The organism is Fructilactobacillus sanfranciscensis DSM 20451 (genome assembly GCF_001436035.1).
In the GTDB taxonomy this organism is placed as follows: Bacteria; Bacillota; Bacilli; order Lactobacillales; family Lactobacillaceae; genus Fructilactobacillus; species Fructilactobacillus sanfranciscensis.
Map to the genome: position 1 here is coordinate 1 of NZ_AYYM01000023.1, position 16,604 is coordinate 16,604.

Sequence of the window (16,604 nt, forward strand, 5' to 3'; positions counted from 1 at the left end):
AACTTATGGGGTTCATATCAAAATAAATCCTTTTTTGTTTAAAATAAATTAGTCTTTTAAAACTAAGAGGAAGATTACAAAAACAATTGCTAAAGCGTACATCATTAAATTGACTTCTTTGCCACGTTTTGCAGCAATCATTGTAATTGGATAAGCAATGAATCCAAGGGCAATTCCGTCTGAAATGCTGTAAGTTAAAGGCATTCCAATTGTAATTAAAAATGCAGGAGCTGCAAGTTCAAACTTGTTCCAGTTAACTTGTGATAATGACTTAGCCATTAATACTCCAACCACAATTAAAGCAGGTGCGGTAATTTGTGAAGTAATTACTCCAAGCAAAGGTGAGAAGAAAGTTGCAAGAATGAACATGATTCCGGTAATAACGGCGGTGAATCCAGAACGACCACCAACTGCAATTCCGGCAGAAGATTCAACGTAGACACCCATTGGTGAGGTTCCTAATAATGAACCAAATAACATGGTAGTAGAATCTGCAGCTAAAGCCCGACCAGCACGGGGAAGTTTGTTGTCTTTCATATAACCAGCTTGTTCTGCTAAACCAATTAAAGTTCCAGTAGTATCAAAGAAAGTTACCAATAAGAAAGTTAAAACCACCACGAAGAGTTGGGGCGTATTAATTTTGTCAATGTGAGTAAGTGCAGCTAAGAAAGTTGTATGAATACTTGGAATTCCAGCAACAAGATGAGTTGGGATATGGATGATTCCTGTAAGCATTCCGATAATTGATGAAATTACCATTCCAATGAAAATAGCTCCAGGAACTCGAGCACTCATTAAAACGAAGACAATAATAATTCCCACAATCGTAAGCAATGAAGTTGGACTGGTTAAAGATCCCATGCTAATCAAGGTACTCTTGTTAGCAACCACCAATCCACCGTTGTTTAAACCAATAAAAGCAATGAATAACCCAATTCCACCAGCAATTGCAGCCTTTAAATCAGCAGGAATTGAATCAATAATCTTTTCTCGTAACTTTAAGGCAGTTAAAATCACGAATAAAACAGCGGCAATTAAAACACCACTCATTGCAGTTTGCCAAGGAACATGCATTCCGATACATACTGAGTAAGCGAAGAAGGCATTGATTCCCAAACCTGCAGAAATGGCAAATGGATAATTTGCAATCACTCCCATTAAAATACAACCAAAAGCAGTTGCAAAGGCAGTAGCTGTGAAAACAGCTCCTTTATCCATACCTGCTGCCCCTAACACTTCTGGGTTAACAAATAAAATGTAAACCATCGAAATGAAAGTTGTAATTCCAGCTAGGGTTTCTGTTTTATAGTTGGTCCCTAGTTCTTTAAATCTAAAAAATGAAGCAATTTTATCAGCCATGAAAACTTCTCCTTTGATAAAAACGTTCGTTATTTTGTCGTTAAAATACCTATCTATCATATACTAAACGTTATGATTTAGCAAACTACGAACGATAATCTTAAAAACTAGGAGTAAAAAAATAGTGGTAAAATAGAACTACTAATGAGGTGAACGATGATGAAAACGATTCTTTTAATTGGAAATAATCCAGTCGAAAAACTGGTAGCTAAACGACTACAAGATCAATTCAAGTTGACAGAAATAACCAGCGGAGATTTGACAGAAGAAAAAGCCTACGCGGATTTACCAAAGGATTTAACAAAAATGGTTTCTTTTGTCGGTCCCATGGATGCTGATTTGGCAATGGAATCTTTCTTTGCAGCAGTCCGGCAACAATCAATCAAACTAGATCAAGTCGTCATGATTTCGACAGCAGGAATTGATAATGAAGTTGTTGGTCAATTAGATTATCCTGGGATAGCGGATGTGACAGAATATCTTCGAGAACAACGATATGCCATTAAAATAATTGATGAGGAAGAAATTCCTTACACCATTTTTCGTCCAGTTAACGTAATTAATGAAAAGTTGGGAACACCTTTCGCAATTAATGAAGGGGAAAAAGTTCCTGCTGGTAATGTTTCACATGAAACCATTGCTGATTTTGTGGTTCAAGCAATTCAAACATCTAAATATCAAAATCAATCTATCGCATTACTCGAAACAAAATAGGAGGCAAAAATGTCACTTCAGTTTATTTTAGGTAAAGCTAGTGATGATCACTTTAGTAAAGTGGTCGACAATCTCCACAAAACTAGTGAAGATCGAGAAATTAAAAGTTTTTACATCGTACCAAATAACGTTAAATTTGAATCTGAATTAAACACCTTAAAAAAACTGAATGCGAAAAATGCAGCAACCTATGCTCAAAACCAAGTTCAAGTTTTTTCGTTTTCTCGATTAATTTGGTATTTTTTGAATGGTGAAGCAGATTATCAGCTTCCGCAATTATCGCAAACTGCCATTAACATGATTATTTATCAGATTATCGAAGATCATGAAGAACAGTTAACGATTTATCGTGGAGAAGGTAAACAAGCGGGTTTTATTCAACAAATTGCAAACCAAATTTCTGAATTACAACAAGGAAATTTAAGCCCGGATGATTTAGACCGGTTAGCAGAATTGGATGCCAATCAAATTAATCCTGAATTGCGTAGCAAGTTACATGATATTAGCTTAATTTATCGTGAATTTGTGCAACAAACGGATGGTAAATATACCTATAATGGTGCCAATTTTGAATTGTTATACGAATACTTAGCTAAGTTACCAGATCAAGAAATTTCAAAAATGCATTTTTATTTTAGTAACTTTGAAAAATTTAGTGCGCAACAATTACAAATTGTGCAGTTATTAATCAAACATGCGCACGTGGTAATGGATTTAACGCTGGATCGAAAGTATGACCAAGCGGGACCAGATGAAAATAAATTCTTTTATCAATCAGCTAAGGTTTATCATTATTTTTATCAATACGCTAAAAATAATGGTGCCCAGATTTATACCGATCAAACGGCTACGAAACGCTCCATTAATTCAGAGTTAAATCAGTTTGAGGAATACTGGATTGCAAGTAATGAAGTTGGAAAACCAATTCCAGCCAAAATTGCGCAAAATGATGCCATTGAAATTTTAAAAACCAATAATGCTTTTGAAGAATTAAGCCAAATTGCCATTAAGATTCGGCAATTAGTCGCAACCGGAAAATATCGTTATCGTGATTTTTTAATGGCTACGCGTGATTTGAGTCAATATCAAAATATTATTAATCCGATTTTTACTATGCAACAAATTCCATATTTTACTGATATCCAAAAACATATGGATAATCATCCATTGGTTGAATTAATTGATGCTCTTTTCTCCATTTATCGTCCTAATCGGGCCCAAAACTATAGTTATGATGATGTGATGCGTCTTTTGAAAACTGAGTTACTCTTGCCTAAGAAAGATGAAGATCACTATTTATCATTATCCCAATATCGCCAAGATTTAGCTTTGTGTGAAAATTTAGTGCTTAAAAATGGATACACAGGGAGTCGTTGGACCCAAAAAGAAGACTGGATGTATGCGACTACCACTGGTGATGAAAATGAGTTAATTGATAAGAATGTCGAAATTTCAAAAAAAATTAACGTCATTCGCCATTTTATTAAAGACACGTTGCCACCGTTTTACCGAAAAATCAAAAAGGCCCAAACTGGTCGAGAAGCAGCTTTAATCTTGTACCAATTTTTAACTCAAAATGGAGTAGCAAGCCAGTTAAAAAACTGGCAAAATCAAGCCACTGAAGCAGGAAATTTACAAGAAGCTGGGCAAGCAGAGCAAGTTTGGAATCAGTTCTGTAGTATTTTAGATGACTATGTAACGGTCTTAGGCGATCACGAATTTGTGATGGATGATTTTCTTGAATTATTGAAGGCCGGTTTTGTGGGTGCTAGTTATTCCCAAATCCCCTCCACTCTTGATCAAGTTGCCATCTCTGAAACGGGAAGGATTCAATTACCCGACAAAAAAATTACCTTTGTCATGGGAGCAGACGATGTTAATATGCCTGCTAAAATTGACAATCATAGTTTGTTAAACGATAGTGATCGAGACCAAATGGATGATTTTTTAGCTGACGACCAGTACATGGTTGATACCAGCGAGTTGCAAATGGTGAGTGAACCATACGAAGATTATTTAGTCTTTATGACCCCAAGTGATAAGCTCTATTTTTCTTATAATCTTGGCGGAAATGGTGATAATAACTTACACCAAATTTCTCCTTATGTTGATCGAATTCAAAAGCAATTCAACTTACCAATTCAACAATTTAAGAGTCAACCTCATGCCGATAGTAACGAAATTGAACGATTTTTGGGATCAGACCGGACGACTTTAAATTACCTTGTTCAAGCTGCTTTAGATGGGAAAAAAGCACGGCAACCACTAAGTCCTGCTTGGAAAACCGTTAAACAACAACTAGAAAAGAATCCAGCTACTGAAATTCGTGATTTGACTAATAATTTACTGGGAAGTTTGCACTATAAAAATCAACCAGTTGATTTGCGACCAGAGATTGTCACTAACTTATATGGAAATAATCTCACTACGTCAATTTCAAAACTAGAGGAATTCTACACGGATCCTTACGAATACTTTTTGAAATACGGACTTCGTTTGCGAGAACGTGATGAATTTGAAATTAGTCCCGCTAATACTGGGCAGTTTTATCATGAAGCCCTTGATCAATTAATTAAAAAGGTCCGGAAAGAAAATATTGAATTAACTAATTTAGATAATCAAGCAGTACATGAGTTAGTTGAAGAAGTAACTCGTAAAATTATCGAAGCAGATGTTAATTATCAATATGAAATTTTAAAGAGTTCGCAACGGATGGAATATATTACTAATCAATTGATTGCGACAGTGCAACAGATGGCCGAAACTCTGCGTAATCAATTCCAAATTTCCAAGATGCGTCCTCGAGCAACTGAAATTTCGTTTGGACCGGGGAAAAAATATAAACCACTTCATTTTAAAGTGGATGATGATAAGCAAGTTAATGTGCAAGGCCGAATTGATCGACTTGACTCTATCAATGTGAATGGTATTGATTATCTCGGGGTAGTTGATTATAAATCAGGTAATAAGAAAATTGATATGTCAGAAATTTATGATGGCACCGCCATGCAAATGATGACGTATATGGATGCTGTTTTAGAAAACATTGATTTATTAGCTGACAGTGGTGATGCTCGTTTAGCCGGAGCCTTATATATGCACATTTTCAATCCAATTTTAAAACCAGGTGATGTTGAGAACTGGGAAGAAAAAGTGAAAATCGAAGACGCTTTATTGAAAAAGCATAAGTACAATGGTTTATTGGTTAACGATTTAGATTTGTTAGAAAATGTTGGTGAAAATAAAATTAGTGATGTTTATCCATTCAAGTTTAAAAATGATGGTACTTTAGCCAAGGGTAGCGGAACGATTTCGCAAAGTAATTTAGATAACATGTTAAAGCACACCGAAAAATTAATTCAACAAGCTGCGAAACAAATTTTTGCGGGTAAAATAAGTTTAGCTCCTGCTGAATATGAGGGAAATTCGCTAATTCAATACTCACCATATAAACCTGTCATGCAGTTTGATCCAATGTTAAAAGAAAATAATTACCGAGAAATCGCTAAATTAAGCGACGAAGAAATTTTTGAACGAGTACGAAAGGAGCTAGAATCCCATGGCTAAAAAATGTACCGACGATCCATGGACCGACGGTCAATGGTACGCCATTCATCATGATTTCAAAGGAAATGCTTTGGTTTCAGCCTCAGCCGGATCTGGGAAAACTAGTGTTTTAACTGAGCGGGTAATGGACAAAATTACGGGAACGGAAAAACGTCCTGGAATTAATGTTGACCAATTGTTAATTGTGACGTTTACCAACGCAGCGGCCAAAGAAATGCGGGACCGAATTGGAGCCAAACTACGCGAAAAAGTTAATGATGCTAACACTGATGAAGAGAAACATTACTTTTTAAAGCAATTGCGTAAATTAAATTCAGCGCATATCGAAACGATGGATGCTTTTTGTCAGTGGCTGGTAAAAAAGTATTACTACATCATTAATTTAGATCCTGATTTTCGAATTTTAACGGATGTTAGTGAGCTCGGAATCATTCGTGACCGTGTTTGGAATGATTTACGTGAGCAACTTTACGCTGATGACCGCGATGGTATTTTTGCTCGTTTAACGCGTAATTTTTCCAATGATCGAAGTGATGAAGGATTAACGGATGTCTTGTTTAAGCTATATGACTTTGCCAATGTCAATCAAAATCCACAACAGTGGATCGATCAATTAACTGATTTTTATCAAATTGATGGCAGTTTAACTAACAGTAAGTTATATCAAAAATATTTATTGCCAGACATTGAAAACAAGCTTAATCAAATGATTAGTGGGTATCATCAACAAATTGAAAAAGCAGAAAATAACGGGATTACTAAATTAGCCGATTTCTTACGAGCGGAAGTTGCTAAGTTTCAAGATTTAAAAAATGCAGTTAAGACGTTAGATTGGGATAGTTTACGTAAAGTTTTAAATGAATTTAAATGGAATCGTTTTCCTAGTATTTCGAAAAAGACAGCGGATGAGGCGCAATTATTGGTTAAAGACCAAATCAAAGGTGTCCGAGATACTACCAAGAGTACTTTAATGAAACTTACGCAAAAATATTTTTTTGCGAATGAAGCTGATAATTTAACTGCGATTGAAAACTCTCAAAAAATCATTGCTAAATTAGTTGAGGTTGAACATCAATTTACAGAGGCCTATCAAACCGCCAAACGAAAAAAGCATGCTTATGAATTTATTGATATCGAACATTTTGCGTTGGATATATTAACGGGAACGGATGAAGATAGCCAAAATTTACGGCATGAATTTCAACAATATTTTGCTGAAATTATGGTCGATGAATATCAAGATAATAATCACTTGCAAGATGCAATTTTGAATTCCATGAAAAATACTCATCATGAGAATATGTTCATGGTGGGTGATGTAAAGCAATCTATTTATCGTTTCCGGTTGGCCGATCCTAGTATGTTTATGGAAAAATTTAATGATTATCCCGTTCCAGCCGAACTCATAGAACCATTTAAGCCAAGTATGTTTATGGAAAAATTTAATGATTATCCCGTTAGTAAAAACGAGCGGATTATGTTGCCAGATAATTTCCGTTCGGTAAAAAATGTTGTTGATTTTACCAACCTAATTTTTTCTCAAATTATGAATGGTGATCTTGGGGAAATCGATTATACAGGCGATGCGCATTTAAAATTTGGCGCAAAAGATTATCCAGATATTTTGGATACCAAAACAGAGTTAATGTTGTATGCTGATGATGAACAAGTAAATGATGAAAAAGAGCAATTAGTTACTAACGAACAACGTCAAGTTGAAATGATTGCAGAAAAAATTACGGACATGATGGATAATCATTATCAAGTTTATGATAAAGCTAAGACCACTCGTGATTTAGAATATGGTGATATCGCCATTTTATCAGCTACCAAGCATAATAATTTTGATATTTCGAGTATCTTTGCTGATTACCAAATTCCAGTTGCGATTGACGGTTCGGAAAGTTACTTTAAGACGACTGAAGTGCAAATCATGATGTCATTATTACAGATTATCGATAATCCATATCAAGATATCCCACTAGCGGCTGTCTTACGTTCTCCGATGGTTCAAATGGACGAAAATCAGATGGCGTTTTTACGGATTAATCATAAAACCGGGAACTATTTTCAATCAGTTCTGGAATTCAAGAATAAATTTGATCAACAAGCAAACACGGAATTTGGTGAGATTGTTTTACAAAAAGTAAAAGTCTTTTTAAACCAATTAAATGATTTTAAAGACTATGCCATTAAGCATAGTTTAGCTGAGTTGATTTGGTATATTTATAATCAAACTGGTTTTCTTGATTACGTTGGAGGCATGCCAGCTGGGAAGAAACGTCAAGCCAATTTGCATGCGTTATATCAACGGGCCGAAGAGTATGAACGCAATGGTTTTAAAGGATTGTTTGCGTTTGTGCAATTTGTGAAACGACTCCAAAATCGCGATGACGATTTAGCAGAAGCGACGGCTGACGTTGATCCAAATTCCGTAACCGTTAAAACCATTCATAGAAGCAAGGGATTGGAATATCCCGTTGTAATTTTGATGGATGCAACTCATGGATTCAATCGCATGGATTTAATGAATAGCTTTATTTTGGATGATAACCTCGGTTTAGGAATTCAGTATTTTGATGCGAAACGGCACGAAAAAATTCCAACGCTTCAGTATTTAGCAATTAATAATTTAGCGGAAAAACGGATGCTTGCTGAAGAAATGCGGAAACTCTATGTGGCCTTGACGCGAGCTAAGCAAAAATTGATTATTACTGGAATTGCTAAATCTGATAAAAAACACAGTGCAGAAGATGCCATGCTCGAGTCCTGGGATAAAGCCAGTCAAAGCGATGAATTAGTATTAAATGAATCGCTAAGAAGCGATGCCAAAAACTTCATAGATTGGATTGGAACAGCCCTTGCTCGTCATCCAATTTATAGGGAAGCTTTTGGAATTGATAATGATGTCCGTTTATTAACTGGAGATCAAGCAAACTTTACCGTGCAATTTAAGGAGTTAAAAGATTTTCAGAGTGGATTACCTAAATATGCTGAAGTTGAAATTTCGCAAAAAGAAGTTAAAGCGGGAGTTACTGCTGATTATATCAAGCAGATTATGAACTTTAAGTATGAATATCCTGATGCAACCAAGACCACGGCCTATCAATCAGTATCTGAAATTAAAGGGCAGTTTGACGATCCTGATATCATTCAATTAGGGAGTTTAGCGGCGAAAAATGAAGTTTTAAAAAATACGCGTTACAATAATGAGACTTTTGCAGAACCCCAATTTTTACAAACAGCTCAAGCACCAAATTCACGAGAAATCGGAACCGCGACTCATTTAGTTTTTCAAAAGTTAAACGTTTATGAACGAGTTGATTTAGATACCATTAACACTTTAATTGTTCAGTTAGTTGCTGATAAATTATTGACGCAAGCAGTCGCTGATAAGATTAATCGCGATGCCATTTTGAGCTTTTACCAAAGTGAGTTAGGCAAACGGATCCTCCGTTACCCCGAAAATTTACATCGCGAAGTTCCATTCTCTTTGATTATTAATGCCGGCGAAATCTTCTCGGAATTTCAAAATGATGCGGACCAAAAGATTCTAGTCCATGGGATTATTGACGGCTATTTTGAAGATCCAGAACAAGGGACAACGTTGTTTGATTACAAAACGAGTTTTGTAAATCCTAATCATCCTGATGATGATATTCAAAAAATTCGTGAAACTTATAATGGGCAACTTAATTTATATGCCAAAGCTTTGGAAGATATTTTAAAACAACCAATTCAACACAAGTATTTATATTTATTATCAAATCAAGAATTTTTAGAAATCGAATAAAATAAAGTAAAGAACTCAAGTAAGTTAGATAAAATCTAGCTCGCTGGAGTTCTTTTTATTTTTCACTACTTTTTTGTTCATCGCGAATTTGTTTTAAAATTTCGTGCAATTGCCGTTTTAATTCATTTAAAGCATCAACCTGATACGTAGGCTGGGATAAGAAATAGAAATCCCGTTTGAAATTAGGTCCGAGTTTATGGTACGGAATTTCATCATTTAAAACGGTTTCGGAAGTAATCGTCTGCCCAATTCCTTGTTGTAAAAATTTTAAAATCATTTCATTACTTTCAATGGTAAAAACTTGTTGTGGGGTAATGTTATTGAGTCGCAAATATTCATCGGTAAAGTGGCGCACACCTGAACCTGATTCACGTTCCAACCAAGTTGAATCCGCAAAATTACCAGCATGGACTAAATAATCCTTGAAGAAGGCAAACCGTTCAATTCCAGGGGTCGTAATTGGCTTTTCGATGAAGCCAAAGTCAAATTTCCGTTGATTTAAACCTTCTACAATATCAGTAGAATTAGACATTTTAAGCGTTAAGTTAATGTTTTTGGGTAAATGAAGATCTCTAAAAATAGTCGCAATCGTAGTTTCCGCAATCGTATTGGAAACGCCAATCCGACAGTCAATTTCATCCGAATCCATTTTACTGATTTTGTGTTCTAAGTTACGGGTTTGCTCCCAAATTTTTAAGCCCGCCGTATATAATTCATCGGCCGCTGGGGTTGGTTTGATTTCGCGCTTTCCTTTGCGAATAAATAATTTAACGCCTAATTCAGTTTCTAGTTGTTTGATTTGTTGAGATATGGTGGATTGGGAAACGAAGCGTTGCTGCGCCGCCCGTGAGAAATTCAAGGTTTCATAAACACTTTTAAAAACCGGAAAATATTTTAACATTGTTACTCTCCATTTATTAGTTTTTCAAATAATAGTTATCTATATTATCTATTTCTATAATAACAGGTTTCCTGGTAAACTAAGAAAGTAATCAACGAGAGGGGTAACATTATGACAAAAATTAAACCAATTTTACCAGGATTAATCGTTTCATTTATCATCGCAGTAATCAGTCAGGGATTAGCTTTAGTAATTCCAAACCTGGGAGGCGCTACGATTGCGATTATCGTAGGAATTATCCTAGGAAATACCATTATTAAACAACCAATTTTGAATAAAGGAACGCATTATTCAGAAAAAGCCTTATTGGAATATTCAGTAGTGCTACTTGGATTAACGATTAGTTTTCAAACCATCGCGAAAGTCGGCTGGGTTGGTTTCTTATTCGTCATTATCCAAATGGCAATTACCATTATTTCCGCCATTTTAATTGGAAAGATGCTTCATTTCAAAGAAGGAATTTATCTTTTGATGGCTGGAGGAAACGCCGTTTGTGGTTCTTCCGCAATTGCTTCGATTGCACCCGTAATTGACGCTAATGACGAAGACAAAGAAATGGTAATTACTTTAGTTAACTTGATTGGAACGGTCTTAATGTTAGCATTACCAATCATCAGTACCTTTGCTTTTGGTGCCAACGATTTACTTCGGGGTGCCATGATTGGTGGAACGATTCAATCAGTGGGACAAGTAATTGCTAGTGCCAGCATGGTTAACTCATTAACGGTCGATTTTGCAACGTTGTTCAAGATTATGCGGATTATGATGATTGTAATTGTCGTATTTATTTTTGGACGGATGCATCAAAAAACGATCCAAAACGAACTGGAAGCAGATGCTGAAATTAGTGGAAACGGATCAGGGAGTTCATTACCTTGGTACGTAGTTGGTTTCTTGGTTTTCTGTGTGTTAAACAGTTTGATTCATTTACCCAGTTTTATCGGACTTACGGCCCATACTTTAAGTAGCTGGTGTGAAATTACTGCTCTTGCGGCCATTGGTCTACGTTTGAACTTAAAAGCTTTCATTCAATCAGGAAAGAAATTCTTGATTTACGGAGGAAGCATTGGCTTAATTCAAATTGTTGCTTCAATTATTTTAATTACCTTATTACTTAAATAAAATACAAATCAAAAAAGCCTTGTTTCGAATAAAATCGAAAGCAGGGCTTTTATTTTTGTGAAATAATAACGTTAAATAAAAAATATCCTTTGTAGTTTGCTTTTTTATAATAAAATTAATTAAATTTTAGTTAATGTACGCAAATATTAGAACGCTTTAAAGGAGGTACGATATGAGTGAAATTCTTAAAGTTGTTGATTTGAATTATAAATATAAAAAGAATGAAAAATACGCTTTGAAAAACGTAAATTTTTCAGTTCAGACTGGAGATTTTATTGCGTTAATTGGTTCTAATGGTAGTGGAAAGTCGACTCTCATGAATAATTTAACTGGATTTTTAAAACCGACATCTGGGACAGAGGAATAATTTGAAACTGGTTTTAAAAATTATTCACAAAAACAACCTTTTTCTGCGATTGGCTATTCTCCCCAAATTCAAATGATGGATTGGTTTAGTAATGTATTTGATAATGTGATGCTGGAGTCCTTGCTATTTGGGAATTCAATCAAAAAATCTAAGGAATTATCTAATCTTGCATTAAAAAAGGTTAATTTGGATTCAGCAGCGTCTAAGAAAAAATTGCCTGAAACTTTGTCAGGAGGGCAACAACAACGGGTTCAATTAGCCAGAGCAGTAGTTCATAATCCTGATTTTTTAATTCTTGATGAACCAACCGTTGGATTAGAAGTTGAGTCTGCGGAACTTTTCTTAACAAATGTCAAAAAATTTGGTGTCACGGCTTTAGTTTCCTCACATGACATTAATATTTTGGAAAAATATGCTAACAAATTATTATTTATCGATAATGGGGAAATAATTTATTTTGGAGATTTAAAGAAATTTATTCAAAAGTACAATCAGCAAGCCTACAAGGGAATTTATTTTAAAACGGATGACCGAGATAAAACTGAAGCTGAATTAAAACAACAAGGACTTAATTTTGAAGTAGATGAGGGTGGCATCATTGTGAACGATGCTATCTTGAATTCTGTAATCCAAATTATTATTAAATATGGAAAAATTGAGTCAATTTCTGACTTTCAAAAAAGTTTGCGTGATATTTATTATGAAATGAAGGTGAGCCAATGATTAAAGCAGAAAATTTTCGTCAAGCTAGCCATATGGGTTTCTTTTCGGCAATTAAATTCATGGTTTTGGTTGAATTTAATGCTTATAAAACCTCAATTGCACAAATGATTCGTCAAATCTTTAGTCCAATTTTATATTTTATTTTCCTAGCTCAAGGACTAGGTGCCCTAATTCCGACGGTTACTTTTATGGGAGAAAAGGTAAACTATAAGACTTATGTATTTTTAGGAATCTTTGCTTATATCTTGGTTACTGCGTTTAGTGAAAGTATTTATCGAACTACAGTTGATAAACGTTATGGATTATTGGCCTTAAAATTACAAGGTGGGATTAAACCATTTTATTACGTTTTTGGTGGCGGAATTTTTATGGAAATTAGTATTTTAATTCAGTGTTTAATTTTGTTAGTTGTAGCAATGTTATTTGACGTTCGAGTTTCCTTTCCCTTATATTTATTAGGAATTCTATTTGCAATTATTTCCATGTATTTTTGAAGATCATTGGCAGTGCTAATTTCAATTGGGATTAAGGACTGTCGTACTTGAGATTTAATCCTAACTTTTGGAGTACTTCCTTTGTCATTTGTGGCACCTGTATTTTATTCATTGAATAAATCACCACTTTTGATTAAAGTTATTTCAGGATTTAATCCCTTGACCTATCAAATTCAAGCGATTAGAAGTATTGTTTTTGGTCATTTCTCCAGTTTTTATATTGGAATTTCACTTGGATTAACGATAATTACGGTCATAGTTAGTAACGTAATTATTAATAAATTAAATATTTCTCTTACTTAAAGATAAAATGAGAATACAAAAAGAAGACCTGTAATCGGATAATTCCGATACAAGTCTTCTTTTAATAAAAATGATTAATTATTTGTTTTTGTTTAAATTATTTGCTTGTTTAATGTAAGATTTCATTGGGGCAAAGTCTTTGTTGCTAGTCTTAACATAACCATTGTGTTGGTAGATGTTGAAGAGAACTTCGCGACCATGTTTTGTTTTGGCAATGTCCATGAAAGCTTTTTGAATCTTCTTGTCAAGTTTTGGTGAAAGACCTTTACGAGCGGAAATCGTATCGTTTGGAATTGGAGTTGATTTGTAAAGAACCCGAGTATCAGTCATGGCTTTTGGATCATCTTTAGCAGCAATACTACGAGCACCTTCAAAGACGAAGGCAGCATCGGCATTACCGTTTACAACTGACATAACTCCTTGGTCAGCACCTTTAACTGTGAATGGTTTACAATCTTTATTTAAGTTAATACCTTCGTGTTGCATTTCAACAGCTGGGTAAATGTAACCAGCAGCAGAAGTAGTATCTTGGGTAGCAATCTTCTTACCCTTTAAATCTTTAAGGGATTTGATGTTACTATCTTTACGAACAACAACTTCGGCATAGTAATGATTAGTAAGTTTTTTGGTAAATCCTTCATTAGCATCACGAGTTTGACGTTGGGCTTGTAGCAAAGGAACTACCCCGTATTGTTTGTGAGCTAAAACGTAAGCAGCTGATGGTAAGAAACCAACATCAAGAGTTTTTGAACCAAGAGCTTCAACCATGGTATTAGTTGTAGTTGCCACAGTCATTTTAACTGGCATGTGTAATTGTTTAGAAAGTAAAGATTGAAGTGGCTTGATTTTAGTATCCATTGAACCGGCATTAACTGATGGAACGAATTGAACAGTTAAAGTTTTTGGATCTGAAGATTAAGCGTTTCCTTTTTTACCACATCCAGTAAGGCCTACTGCTAATAATGACATTGCTGAAACGACAAGCAAGGTTTTGACAATTTTATTGACTTTCATGATATTCTCCTTTGAATTAGGTCATTTAGGTTACAAAAAGATAATAACAATAAAAGTAAACTATTTCAAGGATAAATCTAAAAATAGTTCACTTTATCAGAGAACATACGAATTAATTGGCTTTTTTGTGCGCGTTCATCTCTTGATTTATTAACTTTAAGGTTTGTTTAGCCTTATAAAAAGAAAGTCCCCACATCCAGATGTAGATGAAAACGAAAATAATCGTAAAGGAAATCATGAAATTAAGTTGAAGTGGAAACCAACCTGCCAAGATTGCGAGCGGGGTAAGAGATAAGTGATGATGAAATGAACAATCGTTTTTTTGGTAATTCCCCAAGTTTCAATGTTAAAGATGGTTGATGAGAGACTAAAAACTAGTCCGATTAATGACCAAATGATGACGGAGACGGCAGTTGCATTTAAGTTATTGCCAAATTGTTTTACAAATTGATCACTGGAAGGTTGAAAATAACTGAGGTGATAGTAAAAAGAAATACATAGAGCAATCATGAAACCATAAAAAGTACCTCCGACAATACCAATCATAATTTTTTGGAATATTTTTTTCATGATAAATCCTCCTTGATGGTTTTAACAAATCGACGTGATACGTAAGTCAACGTTCCGTTGGTTAAATTAATTTGGTAACGACCAGCTTTACTGAGCGAAAAATAGTCAATTTTATTGATGTTAACGATTTCAGCACTGGAAATCTGGAGAAACATTTCCTTAGGAAGTTGATTATATAGAAAATAAATTCGTTCTTTAATTCTATAGTGATGTTGATTATCTGTTTCACAAATTACAGCTCCATTTTCGGTGTAAAAACGAACGATTTGCGGTAAGGAAAGCACAAATTGTTGCCGATTTTGGTAACCAGTGATGAGCCATTCTTGAGTTAATTTTTGAATTGATTCAGCTAATTGTTGTAATTCAGTACTTTTTTGTGCTGCATTAATTTGAATGAAAGGTTCGATGAACTGTTTGTCGATGTTGAATTTTACTTTCAAAATGAATTTCCTCCTTTAATAACTTTTATATCAAAGGTTAATTTTGAAAATGGAATAGTTACTAAATAATTGGTTGTTTTAGAAATCTAATTGGTTCTTTTCCCTCAACTTGTAACATCAAAATCGTTGATATAATAAAGTTTTAACGTTAATTCAGCATGATTTAACTTTTCGTAGTGAATCTTTGTTATGCTTTACTCAAAGAACGAATTAAAAGAGGGTTAATATGATAGAAAAATTTAGACAAAGTCGCAATTATCGAATTTTAGACGAAACTTTAAGTGCCATGACACATGGGTTTGGAGTGGCCTTAAGTATTGCTGGATTAGTGTTAATTATCCTAAGAGGAGTAGGAGTTGGTGGTGCAATGCGAATCACTGCTTTCTCAATTTATGGATCAATTCTGGTTCTTTTTTACTTAGCGTCAACGTTATTTCATAGTCTTGTGTTTACGAAAGCCAAAAAGGTTTTTCAAATTTTCGATCATTCGGCAATTTATTTACTAATTGCGGGGACTTATCTTCCCTATTGTTTAGTCACAATTGGCGGAATTTTAGGATGGACCACCTTAATTATTATTTGGGCGATGGCGATTGCTGGAATTATCTATAAGTCACTTTATGGAAACCAATATCCAATTGGTTCTACCATTATTTACGTAATTATGGGGTGGATGTGTTTAATCGATATTTGGCCACTTTGGAACAATTTAAGTCATTTGAGTTTTTGGCTCTTAGTGCTTGGGGGAATTGCTTTTACCTCAGGTGCTGTGATTTATAGTTTTAAGAAAATTTTATTTGGCCACGTGATCTGGCATTTATTTGTAATGCTTGGCACTGTCCTTATGTATTTCTCCATTTATCTAAGTGTTTAATGTTTGACTCATAAAAACGAACATGGTTAAATTTAGATATTAGTTAAGGAAGGAGAAAGCGAATGACAAACGAAAAGAACTTGCTTAAAGCAGCATACTGTACTTGTACGAGATAGTAATGTTCGCGTTAGATGCGGATGTTACAACATCTGTATCTAAGTAGAGTGGTTTTGTCATACTCAGTTAGATGCAAACTTAAGGTTAATCTAACTGTGGTTTTTGCATCAGCAAAAGGCTTTCTTAAAAAAGAAACCAGTTAGGTTAACGCTCGTTAGCTTGACTGGTTTTTTAACGTAAAGGAGAAAGAAAATGAAAAAAAGTTTAAAATGGATTATTGGGATTGTGATGGGCTACAATAAAGTT

At 34.6% G+C, this 16,604-nt stretch carries 10 protein-coding genes and 3 pseudogenes; 8 read left to right on the plus strand and 5 right to left on the minus strand.

The features are described 5' to 3' along the window. Positions 1-48: 48 nt before the first annotated feature. Positions 49-1,359, minus strand: a complete 1,311-nt coding sequence (locus tag FD36_RS05355) for an NCS2 family permease (RefSeq protein ID WP_056958575.1) — start codon at positions 1,357-1,359, stop codon at positions 49-51. Positions 1,360-1,515: 156 nt separating this feature from the next. On the opposite strand from FD36_RS05355, the gene FD36_RS05360 reads away from it, so the two are divergent. Genes FD36_RS05360 through addA form a run of 3 tightly spaced genes read left to right on the plus strand, consistent with a single transcriptional unit; the run spans position 1,516 to position 9,433 of the window. Beyond that, positions 1,516-2,073, plus strand: coding sequence for an NAD(P)H-binding protein (locus FD36_RS05360; protein WP_056958577.1), 558 nt, complete (start codon positions 1,516-1,518; stop codon positions 2,071-2,073). A gap of 9 nt (positions 2,074-2,082) precedes the next feature. Continuing rightward, complete coding sequence (locus FD36_RS05365) at positions 2,083-5,640, plus strand: PD-(D/E)XK nuclease family protein (protein WP_056958579.1); 3,558 nt, start codon at positions 2,083-2,085, stop codon at positions 5,638-5,640. Then, on the plus strand, positions 5,633-9,433 hold the full coding sequence (gene addA, locus FD36_RS05370) for a helicase-exonuclease AddAB subunit AddA (protein WP_056958581.1): 3,801 nt from the start codon (positions 5,633-5,635) through the stop codon (positions 9,431-9,433). The genes FD36_RS05365 and addA overlap by 8 nt, the downstream gene beginning before the upstream one ends. A gap of 55 nt (positions 9,434-9,488) precedes the next feature. On the opposite strand, the gene FD36_RS05375 is transcribed toward addA, so the two are convergent. After that, positions 9,489-10,334 carry a LysR family transcriptional regulator gene (locus FD36_RS05375; protein ID WP_056958583.1) on the minus strand — a complete coding sequence of 282 codons (846 nt, stop codon included), beginning with the start codon at positions 10,332-10,334 and terminating at the stop codon, positions 9,489-9,491. 111 nt (positions 10,335-10,445) lie between these two features. Here FD36_RS05375 and FD36_RS05380 point away from each other — a divergent pair, with 111 nt between their 5' ends. From FD36_RS05380 to FD36_RS06925, 4 genes and pseudogenes are all read left to right on the plus strand, one after another. Further along, positions 10,446-11,456 (plus strand): YeiH family protein, encoded by a 1,011-nt coding sequence (locus tag FD36_RS05380; protein WP_056958585.1) that lies wholly within the window; start codon positions 10,446-10,448, stop codon positions 11,454-11,456. A gap of 172 nt (positions 11,457-11,628) precedes the next feature. Further along, a pseudogene (locus FD36_RS05390) lies at positions 11,629-12,546 on the plus strand (ABC transporter ATP-binding protein). Next, entirely contained in the window at positions 12,543-13,040 is a 498-nt protein-coding gene (locus tag FD36_RS05395) for a hypothetical protein (RefSeq protein WP_056958591.1), read from the plus strand. The pseudogene FD36_RS05390 and the gene FD36_RS05395 overlap by 4 nt, the downstream one beginning before the upstream one ends. An 81-nt stretch (positions 13,041-13,121) precedes the next feature. Continuing rightward, complete coding sequence (locus tag FD36_RS06925) at positions 13,122-13,343, plus strand: hypothetical protein (protein WP_014082527.1); 222 nt, start codon at positions 13,122-13,124, stop codon at positions 13,341-13,343. 78 nt (positions 13,344-13,421) lie between these two features. Here the strand turns inward: FD36_RS06925 and FD36_RS05405 are convergent. The 3 genes and pseudogenes from FD36_RS05405 to FD36_RS05415 form a co-directional block, all read right to left on the minus strand. Beyond that, positions 13,422-14,240: pseudogene (locus tag FD36_RS05405) on the minus strand (phosphate/phosphite/phosphonate ABC transporter substrate-binding protein); the annotation flags it as partial. 229 nt (positions 14,241-14,469) lie between these two features. Then, positions 14,470-14,927: pseudogene (locus FD36_RS05410) on the minus strand (DUF3021 domain-containing protein). Beyond that, positions 14,924-15,367, minus strand: coding sequence for a LytTR family DNA-binding domain-containing protein (locus tag FD36_RS05415; protein WP_056958596.1), 444 nt, complete (start codon positions 15,365-15,367; stop codon positions 14,924-14,926). Before FD36_RS05415 ends, FD36_RS05410 begins: the two are co-directional and overlap by 4 nt. Positions 15,368-15,593: 226 nt before the next feature. On the opposite strand from FD36_RS05415, the gene trhA reads away from it, so the two are divergent. After that, entirely contained in the window at positions 15,594-16,241 is a 648-nt protein-coding gene (gene trhA, locus FD36_RS05420; RefSeq protein ID WP_056958598.1) for a PAQR family membrane homeostasis protein TrhA, read from the plus strand. Positions 16,242-16,604: the final 363 nt, after the last annotated feature.

Excerpts from the sequence above, each read along its gene's own strand:
- FD36_RS05355 (WP_056958575.1), bottom strand. The coding sequence starts at position 1,359 with ATGGCTGATAAAATTGCTTCATTTTTTAGATTTAAAGAACTAGGGACC.
- FD36_RS05360 (WP_056958577.1), top strand. The coding sequence starts at position 1,516 with ATGATGAAAACGATTCTTTTAATTGGAAATAATCCAGTCGAAAAACTG.
- FD36_RS05365 (WP_056958579.1), top strand. The coding sequence starts at position 2,083 with ATGTCACTTCAGTTTATTTTAGGTAAAGCTAGTGATGATCACTTTAGT.
- addA (WP_056958581.1), top strand. The coding sequence starts at position 5,633 with ATGGCTAAAAAATGTACCGACGATCCATGGACCGACGGTCAATGGTAC.
- FD36_RS05375 (WP_056958583.1), bottom strand. The coding sequence starts at position 10,334 with ATGTTAAAATATTTTCCGGTTTTTAAAAGTGTTTATGAAACCTTGAAT.
- FD36_RS05380 (WP_056958585.1), top strand. The coding sequence starts at position 10,446 with ATGACAAAAATTAAACCAATTTTACCAGGATTAATCGTTTCATTTATC.
- FD36_RS05395 (WP_056958591.1), top strand. The coding sequence starts at position 12,543 with ATGATTAAAGCAGAAAATTTTCGTCAAGCTAGCCATATGGGTTTCTTT.
- trhA (WP_056958598.1), top strand. The coding sequence starts at position 15,594 with ATGATAGAAAAATTTAGACAAAGTCGCAATTATCGAATTTTAGACGAA.